Origin of the sequence: Mycobacterium kiyosense (genome assembly GCA_021654635.1) — a bacterium.
GTDB lineage: Bacteria > Actinomycetota > Actinomycetes > Mycobacteriales > Mycobacteriaceae > Mycobacterium > Mycobacterium kiyosense.
The window spans coordinates 3,992,747-4,009,863 of the sequence record AP025179.1 but is presented as its reverse complement, the minus strand read 5'-3'; the positions used below and the strand labels follow the sequence as shown (position 1 = coordinate 4,009,863).

Genomic DNA, 17,117 nt, shown 5'->3' with positions numbered 1-17,117 from the left:
CTAATAACCGAGGCGCGGCCCACCACTGTCGCCTCATAGACAGGAGATGTAGTGGCAGGTAAGGCCCGCGTACACGAGTTGGCAAAGGAACTCGGTGTCACCAGCAAGGAAGTGCTCGCCCGGCTTAATGAACAGGGCGAATTCGTCAAGTCCGCGTCGTCGACGGTGGAGGCGCCGGTAGCCCGGCGGCTACGCGAGTCGTTCGGCGGCGGCAAGGCGGCACCCGCGAAGGGCGCCGCGCAAAGCCCGGCGGCCAAGGCACCCGACAAGGTCGCGGCCGGCGCGAAGCCGTCGGACGCCGCCCTGGACCGGGCGCTGGACAAGGCGGTCGGCAACGGGACGACGTCACCCGCCGTCGCCAAGCCGGCAGACCCCAGCCGCGCGGCCCGTCCGGCCGCTGCGGCCTCGGCAGCTCCGGCAGCTCCGGCAGCTCCGGCCGCCTCCACCGCGGCGGCCACCCAGCCGCCTCCGACGGCTCCGGTGGCCAAGCCCACCGCGCCGGCCCCGCCGACCCCGGGCCCGCAAGCTCCGGCTCCGGGTCAGCCGCCCAGCCCGCAGGCACCGCAGCCGGGCATGACACCCGGCCCCCGGCCCGGACCCGCGCCCAAGCCGGGCGTTCGCACCCCGCGCGTCGGCAACAACCCGTTCTCGTCGGCGCAGCCCGTCGATCGGCCCATTCCGCGGCCGCATCCGCAGGCTCCGCGACCCGGTGCGCCCCGTCCGGGTGCACCGCGCCCAGGCGGTGCCTCGCCCGGCAGCATGCCCCCGCGTCCCGGTGGTGCCGGCGGTCCCCGTCCGCCGCGTACCGGTGCGCCCCGCCCCGGCGGCGCCCGTCCCGGGGGCCCCAGTGGCGGTCGGTCCGACGGCGGCGGCGGTAACTACCGCGGCGGTGGTGGCGTCGGCGCCGCTCCCGGCGGCGGTGGCGGCTTCCGCGGCCGTCCCGGTGGCGGTGGCCCCGGCGGCGGTGGCGGCGGCGGTGGCCGTCCGGGCCAGCGTGGCGGTGCGGCCGGTGCATTCGGCCGTCCCGGCGGCGCGCCCCGGCGTGGCCGCAAGTCCAAGCGGGCCAAACGCGCCGAGTACGAGAACATGCAGGCCCCGGTCGTCGGAGGGGTGCGGCTGCCGCACGGCAACGGCGAGACCATCCGGCTGGCCCGCGGCGCCTCGCTGAGCGACTTCGCCGACAAGATCAACGCCAACCCGGCCGCGCTGGTGCAGGCGCTGTTCAACCTCGGGGAGATGGTCACCGCCACCCAATCGGTGGGCGACGAGACCCTCGAGCTGCTGGGCAGCGAGATGAACTATGTGGTCCAGGTGGTCAGCCCGGAGGACGAGGACCGCGAACTGCTGGAGTCCTTCGACCTCACCTACGGCGAGGACGAGGGCGGCGAGGAGGAACTCGAACAGCGTCCGCCGGTCGTCACCGTGATGGGTCACGTCGACCACGGCAAGACCCGCCTGCTGGACACCATCCGTAAGGCCAACGTCCGCGAGGGCGAGGCCGGCGGCATCACCCAGCACATCGGCGCCTACCAGGTCAGCGTCGAGCACGACGGCAACGAGCGACTGATCACCTTCATCGACACCCCGGGTCACGAGGCGTTCACCGCCATGCGTGCCCGCGGCGCCAAGGCCACCGACATCGCCATCCTGGTGGTCGCGGCCGACGACGGTGTGATGCCGCAGACGGTGGAGGCCATCAACCACGCGCAGGCGGCCGACGTGCCGATCGTGGTGGCGGTCAACAAGATCGACAAGGAGGGCGCCGACCCGGCCAAGATCCGCGGTCAGCTCACCGAGTACGGCCTGGTCGCCGAGGAGTTCGGCGGCGAGACCATGTTCGTCGACATCTCGGCCAAGCAGGGCACCAACATCGAGGCGCTCGAGGAGGCGGTGCTGCTGACCGCCGACGCCGCCCTGGACCTGCGGGCCAACCCCGACATGGAAGCCCAGGGTGTGGCCATCGAGGCGCACCTGGACCGTGGCCGTGGCCCGGTGGCCACCGTGCTGGTGCAGCGCGGCACGCTGCGGGTGGGCGACTCGGTGGTCGCCGGCGACGCCTACGGCCGGGTTCGCCGGATGGTCGACGAACACGGCGACGACGTCGAGGAGGCGCTGCCGTCGCGTCCGGTGCAGGTCATCGGCTTCACGTCGGTGCCCGGCGCCGGTGACAACTTCCTGGTCGTCGACGAAGACCGCATCGCCCGCCAGATCGCCGACCGGCGCAGCGCCCGCAAGCGCAACGCGCTGGCCGCCCGCAGCCGTAAGCGGATCAGCCTGGAGGACCTGGACTCGGCGCTGAAGGAAACCAGCCAGCTGAACCTGATCCTCAAGGGCGACAACGCGGGTACCGTCGAGGCGCTGGAAGAGGCCCTGATGGGGATCGAGGTCGACGACGAGGTCGCCCTGCGGGTCATCGACCGCGGTGTCGGTGGCATCACCGAGACCAACGTGAACCTGGCGTCGGCGTCGGACGCGATCATCATCGGCTTCAACGTGCGGGCCGAGGGCAAGGCGACCGAGCTGGCCAACCGCGAGGGTGTGGAGATCCGCTACTACTCGGTGATCTACCAGGCGATCGACGAGATCGAGAAGGCCCTGCGCGGCATGCTCAAGCCGATCTACGAGGAGAACCAGCTCGGTCGCGCCGAGATCCGCGCGATCTTCCGGTCCTCCAAGGTCGGCATCATCGCCGGCTGCATGATCACCTCCGGGGTGGTGCGCCGCAACGCCAAGGCGCGGTTGCTGCGGGACAACATCGTGGTCACCGAGAACCTGTCGATCAACTCGCTGCGCCGGGAGAAGGACGACGTCACCGAGGTTCGCGAGGGCTTCGAATGCGGTCTGACCCTGGGTTATTCGGACATCAAGGAAGGCGACATCATCGAGTCGTTCGAGTTGGTGGAGAAGCAACGTGGGTAGGAGTCTGCGTCATGGCTGACCCCGCCCGGGCGCGCCGGCTGGCCAAGCGGATCTTCACCATCGTCGCCTCGGCGATCGAGTACGAGATCAAGGATCCGGGCCTGGCCGGGGTGACCATCGTCGACGCCAAGGTCACCAACGACCTGCACGACGCGACCCTGTACTACACGGTGATGGGTCCCACGCTCGACGACGAGCCGGACTACGAGGCAGCGGCCGCGGCGCTGGAGCGGGCCAGGGGCGTACTGCGCACCAAGGTCGGAGCCGGCACCGGGGTACGCTTCACGCCCACCTTGACGTTCATCCGGGACACCACGGCCGATTCGGTGAACCGGATGGAAGAGTTGCTGGCTCGCGCCCGCGCGGCGGATGCTGATCTGGCGCGGGTGCGGGTGGGTGCGAAGCCGGCCGGGGAGGCCGACCCGTACCGTGACAGTGGGACGGCGGCCGAACCGTCGACCGCCGGGGGACTTGGCAGTGCGAGTGGGCTCGAAGCTGAGGACACCGATGACGACAACCGATCGCAAGATCGACCTGAAGACTGAGCTGACCAGCATGCCGCGCCCTGAGGGGGCGCGCGTCGACGCCGTCGGCGCCGCCCAGTTGTTGTCGGATGCCGGTACGGTCGCGGTGATCTGTCACGTCCATCCGGACGCCGACACCATCGGGGCCGGCCTGGCGCTGGCCGCGGTGCTCGACCGGTGCGACAAGCGCGTCGAGGTCAGCTTCGCCGCGCCGGACGAGCTGCCCGAGTCGCTGCGCTCGCTGCCCGGCGGTCACTTGCTGGTCAGCCCTGGCCAGCTGCACCGCGACGTCGACCTGGTGGTGACGGTCGACGTGCCCAGCCCGCACCGCCTCGGCAGCCTGCGTGAGCTGGCCGGACCCGGCCAGCAGCTGCTGGTGATCGATCACCACGCCTCCAACGGCATGTTCGGCACCGCGAACTTCGTCGACCTGACCGCGGATTCGACCACGATGATGATCGCCGAGATCCTCGACGTGTGGGGCAAGCCGATCGACATCGACGTAGCGCACTGCATCTATGCGGGGCTGACCACCGACACCGGGTCGTTCCGCTGGGCCAGCGCCCGCGCCCTGCGGTTGGCCGCCCGGCTGGTCGACCTCGGGGTGGACAACGCGTCCATCAGCCGGTCATTGATGGACAGCCACCCCTTCGCCTGGCTGCCGATGCTGTCCCGGGTGCTGGGCTCGGCCGAGTTGTGTCCCGACGCGGTCGGGGGCCGCGGCCTGGTCTACGCCGTGGTCGATCACCAGGAATGGCTCAACTCCCGCTCCGAGGAAGTCGAGAGCGTGGTGGACATCGTGCGCACCACCCAGCAGGCCGAGGTCGCCGCGGTGTTCAAAGAGGTCCAGCCGCGGCAGTGGTCGGTGTCGATGCGCGCCAAGAACGTCGACCTGGCTACCGTGGCGTCCGGGTTCGGCGGCGGCGGCCACCGGTTGGCCGCCGGCTACTCGACCAGCGGTTCCATCGAGGACGCCGTCGCGTCGCTGTGTGCCGCGTTGGGCTGAGCGATGACGGCACCGGCCGGCGGCGGTGCCAGTGGCCGGCGGATCGCCGCGCTGGCCCTGCCCGCCCTGGGGGTGCTGGCCGCCGAGCCGCTCTACCTGTTGTTCGACACCGCAGTGGTCGGTCGGCTCGGCGCGGTGTCGCTGGCGGGTCTGGCCATCGGCAGCCTGGTGCTGGGCCTGGTCGGATCCGGATCGACATTTCTGTCGTACGGGACGACCGCGCGCTCGGCGCGCCAGTTCGGAGCCGGCGACCGTGCGGCTGCCGTCCACGAAGGGGTGCAGGCCACCTGGATCGCCGTGGCCCTGGGCGTCGTGACCATCGCCGCGGTCCAGGTCGTTGCGGTGCCGGCGGTGTCGGCGATCGCGGGCAGCGCCGCGGTCGCGACGGCCGCCCTGCCCTGGCTGCGGATCGCGATCCTGGGCGTGCCGGCCATCCTGGTCTCGCTGGCCGGAAACGGGTGGATGCGCGGCGTGCAGGACACGGTGCGGCCGCTGCGCCACGTGGTGGCCGGATTCGCGTTGTCGGCGCTGCTGTGCCCGCTGCTGGTGTACGGCTGGCTGGGCTTGCCCCGGCTGGGGTTGGTCGGGTCGGCGGTGGCCAACCTGGCCGGCCAGTGGCTGGCGGCATTGTTGTTCGCCGGCGCGCTGCTGGCCGAGCGGGTGGCGCTGCGGCCGGACCGGCCGGTGCTGCGCAACCAGCTGGTGATGGCCCGGGACCTGATCGTGCGGACGCTGGCTTTCCAGGTCTGCTACGTCTCGGCGGCCGCGGTGGCAGCCCGGTTCGGCGCCGCCGCGCTGGCGGCGCATCAGATTGTGCTGCAGCTGTGGACGTTTCTGGCGCTGGTCCTGGATTCGTTGGCCATCGCGGCACAGTCGCTGGTGGGCGCCGCTTTAGGGGCCGGCGACGTCGCGCACGCGAAATGGGTGGCGCGGCGGGTGACGTGGTTCTCGCTGCTGGCCGCCGCGATCCTGGCGGTTGGGCTGGGGGCGGGGTCGGCGGTGCTGCCGGGACTGTTCACCGACGACGCATCGGTGCTTTCGGCGATCGGTGTGCCGTGGTGGTTCCTGGTGGCCCAAATGCCGGTCGCCGGAATAGTTTTCGCGTTGGACGGGGTGTTGCTAGGCGCCGGTGACGCCGCGTTCATGCGCACCGCGACGGCGACCAGCGCGCTGCTGGGCTACCTGCCGCTGATCTGGTTGTCGTTGGCTTTCGGGTGGGGGCTGGCCGGCATCTGGTCGGGGCTGAGCCTGTTCATGGTGCTGCGGTTGATGTTCGGCGGGTGGCGGGCGCTGTCGGGTCGCTGGGCGCGGTAGCGTCTGCGTTCCCGGCCCGCTCCGCGGCCCCCGCCCCGCCCCGCGGCCCCCGCCCCGCGAGCGTCACGCCAGCGTGTCTCGCGTCGCCGGGCGCTGCGCTGGCGTGACGTTCGGCGGTAACGGCCCGGCGGGTAGGCGAGCGATACACTGCGCCGGTGACGACCCCACGTCCACGGCTCCGGTCGCGTCGGGACTACGCACTGTTCGTGGTGTTGGTGGGCCCCAACCTGGCCTTGTTGTCGTTGTTCATCTACCGGCCGTTGGCCGACAACATCCGACTGTCGTTCTTCGACTGGAACATCTCCGACCCGCGGGCGCAGTTCGTCGGGTTTTCCAACTACGCCGAGTGGTTCACCCGCGCGGACACGGCCCAGATTCTGCTCAACACCGTGGTGTTCACCGTGGCCGCGGTGGTCGGTTCGATGGTGTTGGGGCTGGCCCTGGCCATGCTGCTCGACCAACCGCTGCGCGGACGAAACCTGGTGCGCTCCACGGTGTTCGCGCCGTTCGTCATCTCCGGCGCGGCCGTTGGCCTGGCCGCCCAGTTCGTCTTCGACCCGCATTTCGGTCTGATCCAGGACCTGCTGCACCGCATCGGGGCCGGGGTGCCCGATTTCTACCAGGATGCGCACTGGGCGATGTTCATGGTGACCGTCACCTATGTCTGGAAGAACCTCGGCTACACCTTCGTCATCTATCTGGCCGCGCTGCAGGGGGTGCGCCGAGATCTGTTGGAAGCGGCCGAGATCGACGGCGCCGGCCGCTGGACCACGTTTCGCCGGGTATTGCTGCCGCAGCTGCGTCCCACCACCTTCTTCCTGTCCATCACCGTGCTGATCAATTCGCTGCAGGTGTTCGACGTGATCAACGTGATGACCCGTGGCGGCCCGGAGGGCACCGGCACCACCACGATGGTCTTCCAGGTGTACGTGGAGACCTTCCGCAACTTCCGCGCCGGTTACGGAGCCACCGTGGCCACGATCATGTTCCTGGTGTTGCTGGCCATCACCTACTACCAGGTACGCGTGATGGATCGCGAGCAGCGACAATGACTTCCGATGCGCTCCGGCCCGCTCGCCTGCTCGGCTACGCGGCGATGCTGCTGGTGATCCTGTTGATCGCCGGTCCGCTGACGTTCGTGTTCTTCACGTCGTTCAAGCAGCAGCCCGACATCTATTCCCAACCCACCACCTGGTGGCCGCCGCACTGGTATCCGCAGAACTACCGGACCGCCACCCATCAGATCCCGTTCTGGACATACCTGCGCAACTCGGTGATCATCACAACCGTTCTGGCGCTGGTGAAGTTCGTGCTCGGCGTGCTCAGCGCGTTCGGCCTGGTTTTCGTGCGGTTCCCGGGGCGCAACGCGGTGTTCCTGTTGATCATCGCCGCGCTGATGGTGCCCAACCAGATCACCGTGATCTCCAATTACGCGCTGATTTCACAGCTGGGGCTGCGCAACACCTTCCCGGGCATCATCCTGCCGCTGGCCGAACTTGAGTTGCGCAACCGTTCTTTATGTCTGTGGGTGGTGTTGCCGATGTCGGGACCCACCATGGTCGCCTTCGGCATCATCACCGTGGTCAACGAGTGGAACGAATACCTGTGGCCCTTCCTGATGTCCGACGACGAATCGGTGGCCCCGCTGCCGGTCGGCCTGACCTTCCTGCAGCAGGCCGAGGGCGTGACCAACTGGGGTCCGGTGATGGCGGTGACCCTGCTGGCGATGCTGCCGATCCTGCTCATCTTCGTCGCCCTGCAACGCCAGATGATCAAGGGCCTGACCTCGGGCGCGGTGAAGGGGTGAGCATGGTTGCACCAGAAACCTTGAGCCGCAGAAGGTTTCTGTCGCTGACCGCGGCCGCCGGGATGACTGCCGGCTGCGCGGCGATGGGCGGACCCAGGCCCGTCAAGTCCGGCAGCGGCCCAATCGCGTTCTGGTCCAACCACCCCGGCCTGTCGACCGCGGTGGAGAAAGAGCTGATCAACCGCTTTCAAGCGGAGTTTCCGGGGTTGCAGGTCAAGTTGATCGACGCGGGCAAGGACTACGACGAGGTGGCGCAGAAGTTCAACGCCGCCGTCATCGGCGCCGACGTGCCCGATGTCGTCGTGCTGGACGACATCTGGTGGTTCCATTTCGCACTCAGCGGGGTGATAGCCCCACTCGATGACCTGTTTCGGCAAGTAGGGGTTCAGACCTCGGACTATGTCGACTCGCTGTTGGCCGACTACGCGTTCGACGGCCACCACTACGCGCTGCCCTACGCGCGCTCCACGCCGCTGTTCTACTACAACAAAGCCAGGTGGGAACAGGCCGGCTTGCCCGACCGCGGCCCCAGTTCCTGGAAGGAGTTCGACGACTGGGGCCCGCGGCTGCAAAGGGTGGTGGGACAACGCAATTGGGCACACGGCTGGGCCAATTCGGAGGGCATCTCCTGGACCTTCGAGGGGCCCAACTGGGCGTTCGGTGGCGCATATTCGGACAAGTGGGAGCTGAGGTTCACCGACCCGCAGACCATCGCGGCGGGCACGTTCCTACACGACTCGATTCATGTCAAGCGTTATGCGGCCGTCGCCAACAACATCGCCAACGAGTTCGCCACCGGCATCCTGGCCTCGACGGTGGCGTCGACGGGCGCGCTGGTCGGCATCACCGCGCAGGCCCGATTCGACTTCGGGGTGGCGCCGTTGCCCACCGGCCCCGGCGGTGCGCCCGCCTGCCCGACGGGTGGGGCCGGGCTGGCGATCCCGGCGAATCTGTCTGAGGAGCGAAAACGCAACGCGGTCAAGTTCATTGCCTACCTCACCAACCCGCAGAACACCGCCTATTTCAGTCAGCGCACCGGATACCTGGCGGTGCGCAAGTCAGCGGTGGACGATCCCAGCCAGCAGCAGTATCTGGCCGACAATCCGCGCGCCCGGGTGGCGTTCGACCAACTCCCGAACACCCGACCGCAGGACTACGCCCGGGTGTTCCTGCCAGGTGCCGACCGCGTCATCTCGGCCGGGCTGGAGTCCATCGGGCTGCGGGGAGCCGACGTGCGCTCGACCTTCACCGACATCCAGCGACAATTGCAGGTCATCTACGACCGGCAGATCAAACGGAAGCTGCCCGACCGTGGCTAGCGTGCAGTACCGCGCCGTCACGCACCGCTATCCGGGCGCCGAAGCCCCGTCGGTGGACCGGCTTGATCTCGACATCGCCGACGGCGAGTTCCTGGTGCTGGTCGGCCCGTCCGGTTGCGGCAAATCCACCACGCTGCGGATGCTGGCCGGCCTGGAACCCGTTGCAAGTGGCAGCATTACGATCGGCGACGTCGATGTCACCGCGCTGCCGGCGCGGGCCCGCGACGTGGCGATGGTGTTCCAGAACTACGCGCTGTACCCGAACATGACGGTGGCCGGCAACATGGGTTTCGCACTGCGCAACGCCGGAGTGTCGCGCGCCGACACCAAGCGGCGCGTCGAAGAAGTCGCCGCGATGCTGGAGCTGACCGAACTGCTGGACCGCAAGCCGTCGAAACTGTCCGGCGGGCAACGTCAGCGGGTCGCGATGGGTCGGGCCATCGTGCGCCGGCCGCGGGTGTTCTGCATGGACGAGCCGTTGTCCAACCTGGACGCCAAACTGCGGGTCAGCACCCGCTCGCAAATCTCGGGCCTGCAGCGCCGTTTGGGCACCACCACCGTCTACGTCACCCACGACCAGGTGGAGGCGATGACGATGGGGGACCGGGTTGCCGTGCTCAAAGACGTTGTGCTGCAACAGGTCGACACGCCGCGCGCGCTGTACGACGATCCGGTGAACACCTTCGTCGCGACATTCATCGGGGCCCCGTCGATGAACCTGCTGGAGGTCGCAGTGGCCGACGGGACGGTGCGCTCCGCCGGCTTGGGCATCCCGGTGCCACGGGGCGCATCCGAGCGGGTGCTGATGGGTGTCCGACCGGAGTCCTGGGATGTCACGCCCGCGGGCACACCGGGTGCGCTGTCCGTGCACGTCGAACTGGTCGAGGAACTCGGCTTCGAATCGTTCGTCTACGCAACGCCATTGGGCAACGAAACCGGCAACCAGCGCATCGTGTTCCGCACCGACCGCCGCACCGCGGTCGGCGTGGGGGAGACCCTGGCGATCGTGCCGCACCCGCACGAGGTGTGCTTCTTCGACAGCGAGACGACGCACCGCATCGGCTAGGCCGCGGTCACCTACCGGCGGGCAGACCGGCCATCCACACGCCCACCGAGACGCCGTAGGTCACGAGGACGATTCCCAGACCCGCGGCCGGCCAGATCCACATAGGAGACCGCCGGGCCGCCGCCACGGCGATTCCGGTACCGGCCAGCAGCAGGGCGACCACGACCCCGCCGCCCGCGACGGCCGCCGCGGTAAGTGTCTGGTGCACAAAGTGATCGACTTGCGGACTGTCGCAGTTGTCACTACAGATCGGCATCATCAACCACAGCATCAGCGCCGCCGCGGAAACGACCGCTACCGCCGAGGCCACCGCCTGCGCAATCGACAGCACCACCGTCGCCCCGACATCCGTGCTGCTGCGCCGCGGCGGCGGCCAGTAGCCCGGCTGCTGCGGGTGCATGCGATCAGCGCACCTGCGAACGTCCGCGCTGCAGCACCGCGGCGCGGTTCGCGGCGATGTCGTCGCCGCTGGTTTTGAACTGCCGGGCCGCTGCGGCTTCCAGCCACAGGCCGCCGCCGATCTGCGCGTCGTCGATGTGGTGGTAGGAGGCGAGCAGCGCGCGCACCGCGTCCTGGTTGTTGCCGACGATGGAGGCCGCGACCTGACGAGCGGTTGGCAGCAGCTGGTCGTGCGGGACCACCTCGGTGACCAGGCCCGCGCGCAGCGCGTCGGCGGCCGAGATGTAGTCGCCGGTCATGCTCATCCGGCGGGCCAGGCCCACGCCCACCTTCTGCGGCAATCGCACGCTCAGGCCCCAGGTGGGCAGCAGACCGACCCTGGCGTGGGTGTCGGCAAACCGCGCCTGCTCGGAAGCGATCAGGATGTCGCAGTACAGCGCCAGCTCGAGCCCGCCGGTGACGGCGGCGCCGTTGATCGCGCCGATCACCGGTTTGGTCAGGGCCGGCCAGCGCGGGGAGATGTCCGGCAGCGCCGTCTGATCGCCGAGTTCCTTCAGGTCCAGCCCGGCGCAGAACACCGGGTCGGCGCCGGTGACGATGACGACGTCGACGCCGTCGTCGGTCTCGGCGTCGGCCAGGGCGCCGAAGAACTGGTCGCGTAGTGCCGCGGACAGGGCGTTGCGGGACTGCGGACGGTTCAGGGTCAGGGTGCGCACTCGTGCGTCGGTCTCGATCAGCAGGATGTCGTCGGTCATGGCCTTCACCGTAGCCGTCGCCCGGGTGCGCATCTGGCGACGGCAGCTGGCCGAGCACGTCGGCACCATCGGCAACCCCCGTCCACACACCTTCGCGTAGTTGCCGCCCCGGCTTATGGTGGACGCCATGTGCCGCAACATCACCGAACTGCGCGGACTCGAACCGCCGGCCACCGCCCAGGAGATCGCCGCGGCCGCGCGGCAGTACGTGCGCAAGGTCAGCGGCATCACGCACCAGTCGGCGGCCAACGCCGAGGCGTTCGAAGCCGCCGTCGCCGAGGTCACCGCGACCACGGCGCGGTTGCTCGAGGCGCTTCCGGCCCGACGGCAACCGCCCCGGACCGTACCGCCGCTGCGCCGCCCCGAGGTGGTGGCCCGGCTCGCCAGGTCACAGTGACGCCCGCCCTGAAGGAGTGGAGCGCGGCCGTGCACGCGCTGCTCGACGGGCGCCAGACCGTCCTGCTGCGCAAGGGCGGCATCGGTGAGAAGCGTTTCGAAGTCGCCGCGCAGGATTTCCTGCTGTTCCCGACCGTGGCGCACAGCCATGCCGCGCGGGTCCGGCCGGAGCATCGGGGTTTGCTCGGGCCGGCGGCGCAGGACAGCGACGACGAACACGTGACGGTGCGTGCCGCTGCGAAAGTCGTTGCCGCAGTTGAGGTCAACCGGCTGGAAGGACTCAGCCAGATCGAGGATCTGCACATCTGGACCGCCGATTCGGTGCGCGCCGACCGGCTGGACTTTCGGCCCCGGCACAAACTCGCGGTGCTGGTGGTCTCGGCCCTACCGCTGGCCGAGCCGGTGCGGCTGCCCCGGACTCCCGAATACCGGGGTTGTACCAGCTGGGTAGAGCTGCCGGTGCGGCCGAGCCTGGCGGCGCCGGTGCACACCGAGGAGGCGTTAGCCGGCGTCGTCGCCCGCGTCCGCCGGGCGGTCAGCTGATCCGCGCCCGACCGGCAGCAGCAGGCGGGATTCGCCGAAGTGCACCGAATGCGTCGCCGGCTTGTGCTGCCGCGCGGTCAGCATCGGCTCCTCGGTGCCCAGGTTGCGCGCATAGCGGGGGAACCAGCTGCCGGTGATCAGCACTCGGACGCGTGAGCCGGCCGCGAAGCGGTGCGCAACGGCGTCCAGTTCGATGCGGACCCGGTGCGTGCCCGGCTCCAGCGGCCCGAGTCGCCGGTAGCCGTCGCTGAGGTTGCGGGACCTGCCCTTCGCGTCGACCTCGCTGACCCGGACGAACAGGTCGACGTTGGGGTTGTCGGCGCTGTGCTCCAACTCGATGACCGGGTTGCCGTACACGAACAGGTCGTGGGTGAGGGTGGCCCCGGTGAAGCTGAGCACGTCGTCGCGCATGGCGAGTTTGGTGTCGTCGCGGTAGCCGCCTTTCGGGGAGAGCAGCGGCCCGCCGATCGTCGGCGTGGGGTGGGCGGGGTCGTAGTGGAAATTGGCCGGCCGGGTCTTGGTGGTCGGCGGCTGGTCACCCAGGTGGCCGTAGGGCTGCAGGTAGAGCGCGTGTTCGGTGGTGGCTGGGGGCCAGTCCGCCAGGTGACGCCAGCCCTGCCCGGTGACGAAGATGTGCGCCGGGGACGGCCGGCGCGGCGCCGTGGCGCCGCCCAGGTGGGTATCGAGCCAGTCCAGGGTTTCCCGGGTACAGGTCGCCAGACCCTTGGTGAGCATCTGGGTGTGTGTCCAGGGACCGATCGTCAGTCCCACCTCGATGCCCCGGTCGCGCAGGTGCCGGTATTGCTGCAGCGTCTGCCGCAGAAAAATGTCCTGCCAACCGCTGAGCAGCAGCACCGGGACGTTGACGCGGTCCAGTGCGTCGGGGAAGCGCAGCTGGTCCCAGAACGGGTCGCCGTGGTGGGTGTCCACCCACGATTCGAACCAGGGCGCACCCTCGCCGAGCAGCGCACGGGCCGATTTGCCCATCGGCACCTCGGCGAGTGCGCGCGCCACTTTGCGGGGCCCGCTCAGCTGGCGGATGCCCGCTCGCAGCAGGCCGGGCTCCTCCTGGCGGGCCACCATCGCGCTCCAGCCCAGAAAGTCGTTGACGGCGAATGTGCCGGTGCCCCAAACGGATTCACGGAAGTCGTGCGGCCCCACCGTGATGACGGCGGTGGCCAGCTCCGGCGGCGGATCCTGAAGCAGAGCCCATTGGGTGAAGCCGAGATAGGACAGGCCGATGGTGGCGAAACTGCCGGTGAACCAGGGCTGCTCGCGCAGCCACTGCACCGTGTCGGCCCCGTCAGCGGCTTCGTTGACCATCGGTTCGAACTGGCCTGCGGATCCGAACGTGCCCCGCACGCTCTGCAGCACCACGTGGTAGCCGCGGGCCGCGTACAACCGGGCGAAGGCCAGCGAGAACGGGAACCGGCGGCCGTAGGGGCCGCGGGTGAGCAAGGTGCCGGCGGGCTTGGGCGTCAGCGGCGCATAGTGGTCGGCGACCAGGTGCACACCGTCGCGCATCGGTACCTGAACATGGTGCCTGGTGTAGCGCGTCGTGGCCCGGGGCAGGTGCAATGCCCTGCCCAGCGCGCCCAGGGCGACGCGGCCGCTCACTCCGGCTGCGCGGTCACGCAGCTTCAGGTCGTCGTGCTCGGTCGATGTGGTACTCACTTTTCCCACACTAGGGAAGGGCCGAAAGGCGCGTCGGGCGGGCTAGAACTTGTACATGGGTGCCAGCTCGTTGGCCCGCTGCAGGTTGGTGGACGGGCAGTCGACGTCGGGCTCGGAGTAGACCGTGGAGTAGAACAGCGACTGCTGGATCACCCCGTAGCTCGTCTTGAACGTCACCATGCAGGAGATGTACCAGTAGCTGTTGTGATACGTCGGCTCTTGAGCACCCAGTACTGCGCGGCGCGATGCCCCTGGACGGTGGTCTCGATGGCGTCCGGCGGCAACGTCTGAGCGTAGGTGCGCCAGACGATCGGCTCGACCGCCAGCTGGTAGTTCCCGGCGTCGAACTGGCAGCGCAGCCCTTCCTGGGGCTCCGGCGGGGTGAAGGCCAGGCCCAGCCGCTGCACGGCGTCGAACGGGATGTCGGTGCACGGGTCGAACGGGCTGGGATTCTGGGTCTCCACGATCGGGCTCTTCATCGTGGTTTCCATCGGCTGGGCCGTCGACCGCAATTCGACTACGCCTCGGTGTCCGGGAACCGGGCCGTGCTGCCAGCCCGCCACTCCCACCACGACGGCTGTGACCAGCGCACCGAACGCTGCGGCCAGACGCACCTTGGCGAACACGACACCCCCCTGCTGTTGGCGGCCCTATTGCCGGGAGTGTACAAGTCGCGTCCGCGCAGTCACAGCGAAAACTGGAACTCGTTCTAGCCCCGCTCCGCCAGGCGGCAAATCGTGTCATCGGCGCCGGGTCGTTAGGGTGGTTAATCGTGACAGGGCATGAAGCGACCGGACAGCCGACGCTGTGGGCTGTCTCGGATCTGCACACCGGTCACATGGGCAACAAGCCGGTGACCGAGTCGCTGCACCCGTCGTCGCCGGACGACTGGCTGATTGTCTGCGGTGACGTCGCCGAACGCACCGACGAGATCCGCTGGGCGCTGGACCTGCTGCGGCGCCGCTTCGCCAAGGTGATCTGGGTGCCGGGCAACCACGAGCTGTGGACCACCAACCGTGATCCCATGCAGATCTTCGGCCGCTCCCGCTACGACTACCTGGTCAACATGTGCGACGAGATGGGCGTGATCACCCCCGAGCACCCGTGGCCGGTGTGGACCGAACGGGGTGGGCCGGCCACCATCGTGCCGATGTTCCTGCTCTACGACTACAGCTTCCTGCCACCCGGGGCGGCCAGCAAAGCCGAGGGCATGGCCATCGCAAAAGAACGCAACGTGGTCTGCACCGACGAGTTCCTGCTCTCCTGCGAGCCGTATCCCACCCGGGACGCCTGGTGCCGCGAGCGCGTCGCGAAAACCAGAGCTCGTCTGGAACAGCTGGACTGGATGCAGCCCACCGTCCTGGTCAACCATTTCCCGCTGGTGCGCGACCCCTGCGACGCGCTGTTCTACCCCGAGTTCTCGCTGTGGTGCGGCACCACCAAGACCGCCGACTGGCACACCCGCTACAACGCGGTCTGCTCGGTCTACGGCCATCTGCACATTCCCCGCACCACCTGGCACGACGACGTGCGCTTCGAGGAGGTGTCGGTCGGTTACCCGCGGGAGTGGCGGCGCCGCAAGCCCTACAGCTGGCTGCGGCAGGTGCTGCCCGACCCGCAGTACGCGCCGGGCTACCTCAACGACTTCGGCGGTCACTTCGTGATCACCCCGGAGATGAAGGCACAGGCCACCCAGTTCCGGGAAAAACTGCGGCAGCGGCAGAACCGGTGACGGCCGGCATGCTGGTGTCGGCGCTGCTGCCCGGCACCCTGATCGACGACATGGCTTACGCCGAGCTGTATTCCGATCCGCCCGGGCTGCAACCGATGCCCGAAGAGGAGCCGTTGATCGCCAAGTCGGTGGCCAAGCGGCGCAGCGAATTCATCACCGTGCGGCACTGCGCCCGGATCGCGCTCGGTGAGCTGGGTGTCGAGCCGGTGCCAATCCTCAAGGGAGACAAGGGCGAACCCCGCTGGCCCGACGGGATCGTGGGCAGCCTCACGCACTGCACCGGTTACCGTGGTGCGGTCGTGGGACGCAGCGAAGGGGTCCGCTCGGTGGGGATCGACGCCGAGCCGCACGATGTGCTGCCCAACGGTGTGCTGGACGCGATCAGCCTGCCCGCCGAGCGCAGCGAGATTCCGCGGGCACTGCCGGCCGGCCTGCACTGGGATCGAATCCTGTTCTGCGCCAAGGAGGCAACCTACAAGGCGTGGTTTCCGCTGACCAAGCGGTGGCTGGGGTTCGAGGATGCGCACATCACCTTCTCGGCGGATTCGGAATCGGCGGGCCGTTTCGTGTCCCGCATCCTGATCGACCCGGCCGCCGTGTCGGGTCCGCCGCTGACGTCGTTGGCCGGGCGGTGGTCGGTGCAGCGCGACCTGGTGCTCACCGCGATCGTGCTGTGAGCGGTCTCGGGCCGGGACTGGTGGTCGTTGACAAGCCCGCCGGGATGACCAGCCATGACGTGGTGGGCCGGTGCCGGCGGATCTTCGGCACCCGCCGGGTGGGTCACGCCGGCACGCTGGATCCGATGGCCACCGGGGTGCTGGTGATCGGTATCGAGCGGGCCACCAAGGTCCTCGGCTTGTTGACCGCGACGTCGAAGTCGTACGCGGCGACCATCCGGCTGGGTCAGACCACCTCCACCGAGGACGCCGAAGGTGAACTGCTGCAGTCGGTTTCAGCTGCGCACCTCACCGAGGAGGCGATCGAGACGGCGGTCGGCGGGCTGCGTGGCGACATCAGCCAGGTGCCGTCGGCGGTCAGCGCGATCAAGGTCGCCGGCCGGCGGGCCTATCAGCTGGCCCGTGCCGGTGAGGTGGTCGAGCTGGCGGCAAGGCCGGTGCGCATCGACCGGTTCGAGGTGTTGGCGGTGCGGCGGTCGGACGGGCTGGTCGACCTGGACGTGCGGGTGGATTGCTCGTCGGGCACCTACATTCGCGCGCTGGCCCGCGACCTCGGCGATGCGCTGGGAGTGGGTGGACATCTGACGTCGCTGCGGCGCACCCGGGTCGGCCGCTTCGACCTGAACCACGCGGTGACACTCGACGAGCTGGCCGAGCGCCCGCGGCTGAGCCTCAGTCTGGACGAGGCCTGCCTGCTGATGTTCCCGCGTCGCGAACTCACCGCCGAGGAAGCCGATGCCGCGGCCAACGGCCGGGCTCTGGCTGTGGCGGGTATCGACGGTGTGTACGCGGCCTGCGCCGCCGGCGATCGGGTGATCGCGCTGCTGCGGGACGAGGGGTCTCGCACCCGATCGGTGGTGGTAGTCCGCCCGGCGACGATGCAGTCCGGTACGGACTGAGGAGGAGCCGGGCAATCCGATTCCGCCCGGCGACCCTCTAACCACCCGCGGGGCCCGCGAGCGTAACGTCACTGCGAAATCCGCCCT

The 17,117-nt window shown here is 69.2% G+C and carries 16 protein-coding genes and 1 pseudogene; 13 read left to right on the top strand and 4 right to left on the bottom strand.

Annotation, left to right across the window (positions count from 1 at the left end; translation table 11 throughout):
- Window positions 1–51 precede the first annotated feature (51 nt).
- The 8 genes from infB to L6444_RS18775 all read left to right on the top strand — a co-directional run bounded on the left by infB (window position 52) and on the right by L6444_RS18775 (window position 9,955).
- Window positions 52–2,919: a translation initiation factor IF-2 gene (gene infB / locus L6444_RS18810; RefSeq protein ID WP_236976495.1), complete on the top strand. Its 2,868-nt coding sequence runs from the start codon at window positions 52–54 to the stop codon at window positions 2,917–2,919.
- A gap of 11 nt (window positions 2,920–2,930) precedes the next feature.
- Window positions 2,931–3,464, top strand: a complete 534-nt coding sequence (gene rbfA, locus L6444_RS18805) for a 30S ribosome-binding factor RbfA (RefSeq protein ID WP_236976494.1) — start codon at window positions 2,931–2,933, stop codon at window positions 3,462–3,464.
- Window positions 3,427–4,449, top strand: coding sequence for a DHH family phosphoesterase (locus L6444_RS18800; protein ID WP_236976493.1), 1,023 nt, complete (start codon window positions 3,427–3,429; stop codon window positions 4,447–4,449). The genes rbfA and L6444_RS18800 overlap by 38 nt, the downstream gene beginning before the upstream one ends.
- Before the next feature lie 3 nt (window positions 4,450–4,452).
- On the top strand, window positions 4,453–5,763 hold the full coding sequence (locus L6444_RS18795; protein WP_236976492.1) for an MATE family efflux transporter: 1,311 nt from the start codon (window positions 4,453–4,455) through the stop codon (window positions 5,761–5,763).
- A 155-nt stretch (window positions 5,764–5,918) separates the two neighbouring features.
- Entirely contained in the window at window positions 5,919–6,815 is an 897-nt protein-coding gene (locus tag L6444_RS18790) for a carbohydrate ABC transporter permease (RefSeq protein WP_236976490.1), read from the top strand.
- Window positions 6,812–7,570 (top strand): carbohydrate ABC transporter permease, encoded by a 759-nt coding sequence (locus L6444_RS18785; RefSeq protein ID WP_236976489.1) that lies wholly within the window; start codon window positions 6,812–6,814, stop codon window positions 7,568–7,570. Before L6444_RS18790 ends, L6444_RS18785 begins: the two co-directional genes overlap by 4 nt.
- Before the next feature lie 2 nt (window positions 7,571–7,572).
- A complete protein-coding gene (locus L6444_RS18780; RefSeq protein ID WP_236976488.1) occupies window positions 7,573–8,889 on the top strand; it encodes an ABC transporter substrate-binding protein in 1,317 nt (438 codons plus the stop codon).
- On the top strand, window positions 8,882–9,955 hold the full coding sequence (locus tag L6444_RS18775) for an ABC transporter ATP-binding protein (RefSeq protein ID WP_236976487.1): 1,074 nt from the start codon (window positions 8,882–8,884) through the stop codon (window positions 9,953–9,955). Before L6444_RS18780 ends, L6444_RS18775 begins: the two co-directional genes overlap by 8 nt.
- A 7-nt stretch (window positions 9,956–9,962) precedes the next feature.
- On the opposite strand, the gene L6444_RS18770 is transcribed toward L6444_RS18775, so the two are convergent.
- Together L6444_RS18770 and L6444_RS18765 are read right to left on the bottom strand one after the other, a co-directional pair.
- Window positions 9,963–10,355, bottom strand: a complete 393-nt coding sequence (locus L6444_RS18770; protein WP_236976486.1) for a hypothetical protein — start codon at window positions 10,353–10,355, stop codon at window positions 9,963–9,965.
- Between the two features lie 4 nt (window positions 10,356–10,359).
- Window positions 10,360–11,109, bottom strand: a complete 750-nt coding sequence (locus tag L6444_RS18765) for an enoyl-CoA hydratase (protein WP_236976485.1) — start codon at window positions 11,107–11,109, stop codon at window positions 10,360–10,362.
- Window positions 11,110–11,236: 127 nt separating this feature from the next.
- On the opposite strand from L6444_RS18765, the gene L6444_RS18760 reads away from it, so the two are divergent.
- Together L6444_RS18760 and L6444_RS18755 are read left to right on the top strand one after the other, a co-directional pair.
- A complete protein-coding gene (locus tag L6444_RS18760; protein ID WP_236976484.1) occupies window positions 11,237–11,506 on the top strand; it encodes a DUF2277 family protein in 270 nt (89 codons plus the stop codon).
- Window positions 11,503–12,048: a DUF1802 family protein gene (locus L6444_RS18755; protein WP_236976483.1), complete on the top strand. Its 546-nt coding sequence runs from the start codon at window positions 11,503–11,505 to the stop codon at window positions 12,046–12,048. The genes L6444_RS18760 and L6444_RS18755 overlap by 4 nt, the downstream gene beginning before the upstream one ends.
- Here L6444_RS18755 and L6444_RS18750 read toward each other — a convergent pair.
- The gene (locus L6444_RS18750) at window positions 12,007–13,722 is read right to left on the bottom strand and encodes a CocE/NonD family hydrolase (RefSeq protein ID WP_370653110.1); all 1,716 of its coding nucleotides are present in this window, start codon (window positions 13,720–13,722) and stop codon (window positions 12,007–12,009) included. The two genes, L6444_RS18755 and L6444_RS18750, sit on opposite strands and share 42 nt — an antisense overlap.
- A gap of 42 nt (window positions 13,723–13,764) precedes the next feature.
- Window positions 13,765–14,348 (bottom strand): annotated as a pseudogene (locus tag L6444_RS18745) (DUF3558 domain-containing protein).
- 146 nt (window positions 14,349–14,494) lie between these two features.
- Between L6444_RS18745 and L6444_RS18740 the strand changes: the two are divergent.
- The 3 genes from L6444_RS18740 to truB are packed head-to-tail and all read left to right on the top strand — an operon-like array spanning window position 14,495 to window position 17,030.
- The gene (locus tag L6444_RS18740; protein WP_255730692.1) at window positions 14,495–15,454 is read left to right on the top strand and encodes a metallophosphoesterase family protein; all 960 of its coding nucleotides are present in this window, start codon (window positions 14,495–14,497) and stop codon (window positions 15,452–15,454) included.
- Window positions 15,451–16,131, top strand: coding sequence for a 4'-phosphopantetheinyl transferase PptT (gene pptT / locus L6444_RS18735; RefSeq protein WP_236976482.1), 681 nt, complete (start codon window positions 15,451–15,453; stop codon window positions 16,129–16,131). Before L6444_RS18740 ends, pptT begins: the two co-directional genes overlap by 4 nt.
- Entirely contained in the window at window positions 16,128–17,030 is a 903-nt protein-coding gene (gene truB / locus L6444_RS18730) for a tRNA pseudouridine(55) synthase TruB (protein ID WP_236976481.1), read from the top strand. Before pptT ends, truB begins: the two co-directional genes overlap by 4 nt.
- Window positions 17,031–17,117 lie beyond the last annotated feature (87 nt).

What these genes read in the sequence shown, in the direction of transcription:
- rbfA (WP_236976494.1), top strand. Translation starts at nt 2,931, where the DNA reads ATGGCTGACCCCGCCCGGGCGCGCCGGCTGGCCAAGCGGATCTTCACC.
- L6444_RS18800 (WP_236976493.1), top strand. Translation starts at nt 3,427, where the DNA reads ATGACGACAACCGATCGCAAGATCGACCTGAAGACTGAGCTGACCAGC.
- L6444_RS18795 (WP_236976492.1), top strand. Translation starts at nt 4,453, where the DNA reads ATGACGGCACCGGCCGGCGGCGGTGCCAGTGGCCGGCGGATCGCCGCG.
- L6444_RS18785 (WP_236976489.1), top strand. Translation starts at nt 6,812, where the DNA reads ATGACTTCCGATGCGCTCCGGCCCGCTCGCCTGCTCGGCTACGCGGCG.
- L6444_RS18780 (WP_236976488.1), top strand. Translation starts at nt 7,573, where the DNA reads ATGGTTGCACCAGAAACCTTGAGCCGCAGAAGGTTTCTGTCGCTGACC.
- L6444_RS18770 (WP_236976486.1), bottom strand. Translation starts at nt 10,355, where the DNA reads ATGCACCCGCAGCAGCCGGGCTACTGGCCGCCGCCGCGGCGCAGCAGC.
- L6444_RS18765 (WP_236976485.1), bottom strand. Translation starts at nt 11,109, where the DNA reads ATGACCGACGACATCCTGCTGATCGAGACCGACGCACGAGTGCGCACC.
- L6444_RS18760 (WP_236976484.1), top strand. Translation starts at nt 11,237, where the DNA reads ATGTGCCGCAACATCACCGAACTGCGCGGACTCGAACCGCCGGCCACC.